Below are 1,834 nucleotides of genomic sequence, written 5' to 3'. Positions count from 1 at the left end.
TTCGAACAGCCCCGTGGACAATGTCACCTTCACGACCACGGCGACGAACGGCCGGATCTCTTCGATTCCCGACCTGTGCCTCACGACAGGCGTTGTGCCGCAGTCGGGTATCTCTGCTGACGGGCGCACCCTTACCTGTAACGTCGGGACGAAGGACCAAGGCACCGCCGTTGTAGTCATGGTGCCGGTTACCGTAGATGGCCCAACTGGTGGCGCAGTGTCACTCGCGGGTCAGATCAACGGCCAACCGGCCAGTGTTCCCGAGATCCCGATTCAGAATGCGTTCGGCATGGACATGCGCTGGGGCGTCGGGTCCGCAAATTTCGCTTCGAACGCGGATTCGTTCTCGGTCGATTACGAATGGACCCTGAGCAAGGACGCCGGGAGTGAAGCCGGCCCCGACAGCGTCAGCTATGACCTGTCCATCGTCTCGCCGCAGGGCAGCGCGATTTCGCTCGCGCAATCTCCGGCCTGTACCCCGTACACCATCCCCTCAGCAGCGGATGGCCACCCCTGGTCCGGCGGGGATCACCCTGAGAACCAGATGGCGAACTTCGTCGACAGCTGCACGCTCACCCAGACCGGCCCGAACACGTTCAGGCTGACGTTGACAGGTATCGACTACGATCCGGTGAGCGCGCCGACCCTCGATTCGGCGGGCAAACGGCTGCCGACCGACCAGGTCGCCCTCGCGTCGGGTTCCATCTGGATCCGGATCGCGACGACAGCGGAGGGGTCGGCGGAGCTAACCTCGAGCGCACCGACCTATGCAGCTGCGGGCGGACAGGCGACGGCCGTCGATGACCCGTCGAACAACACCGAATCGAAGTCGTGGACCACGCCGGGCACCTACTCGTCCGGCTGGGGTCGCGGATACACGAAAAGCGGCGGCACCACGTGGGACAAGACATATCAGGTGGCTGCCGGCACCACGATCGGGCAGTACATGGACACCGCGTTCCAGTTGCATACGCACCGCGCCGACACCAAGCAGATCGGCATGTGTTCTGCACTCGACACCCGCTACGTGACGTACGAGCGGTTCCAGTGGGACACTCCGGTGGCCGGATCGACGGTGGAGTACTACACAGGGTCCGCCGCGACAGTCGACCCGTCCAGCGCCTCGTACGACCCGAATACGTTCGACTGCGGAACGACGACGGGGTGGATCGCGGCGGAGCCGGGCGACCCGGCGACCGTGAAGGCGGTCCGTGTCCTCATTCCGCAGGGCAACGCCGAACAGACCGGTCTCTCGCACATCACCCCGGTGGTCTACCAGACGATCAGGCCGGAAACCCCGGCCGGCACGGACGTCTGGAGCTTCTTCTCGGGGATCGTGGACTTCGACGCCACCACGAGCGACTGGTGGAACGGCACCGGCTGCATCGCGACCACTCCCGGCCTGCGGTACCCCTGCACAACCGGCTTCCGTGATCTCGTCCGGGTCATCAGTGCGACTCCGTCGATCAAGAAGTCGGTCGATCGATCCGTCATCACCCCCGGAATTCCCGCGACCTACACGTTGACCTATTCGGCGAACGGTGCGGGCGCTATCCCGGCAACGGTCGATGACTTCGGCATCGCGGACACGCTACCGGCCGGGATGACGTACGTGGCGGGATCGGCGACGCCTGAACCTGCCGTGAGCACGAACGGATCGGGTCAGCAGGTACTGACCTGGTCACTCGATGCAGTCCCGACGAACGCTGACCACGCCCTGACCTACCGGGCCGTCGTCGACGACTCCGCGACGCCGGGGCAAGCACTGACGAATTCGGCCACCGCCACCCTCGGCGGGGTGTCCAACGGCCCCGCTACCGCTCAGGTGACTGTC

The 1,834-nt window shown here is 65.1% G+C and carries 1 protein-coding gene and 1 pseudogene; one reads left to right on the top strand and one right to left on the bottom strand.

Going from position 1 to position 1,834, the window contains the following annotated elements; all coding sequences use genetic code 11:
* Positions 1-180 (bottom strand): hypothetical protein (locus tag FDK12_RS15330; RefSeq protein WP_223263324.1); only part of this gene is annotated, 180 nt, incomplete at its 3' end.
* Between the two features lie 37 nt (positions 181-217).
* Here FDK12_RS15330 and FDK12_RS14945 point away from each other — a divergent pair.
* Positions 218-1,834 (top strand): annotated as a pseudogene (locus FDK12_RS14945) (isopeptide-forming domain-containing fimbrial protein); the annotation flags it as partial.

It is taken from the genome of Arthrobacter sp. NamB2, from assembly GCF_005281365.1.
Lineage (GTDB): Bacteria > Actinomycetota > Actinomycetes > Actinomycetales > Micrococcaceae > Arthrobacter_D.
The sequence above is the reverse complement of the archived record's forward strand: the minus strand, read 5'-3'. Positions and strand labels throughout refer to the sequence as shown.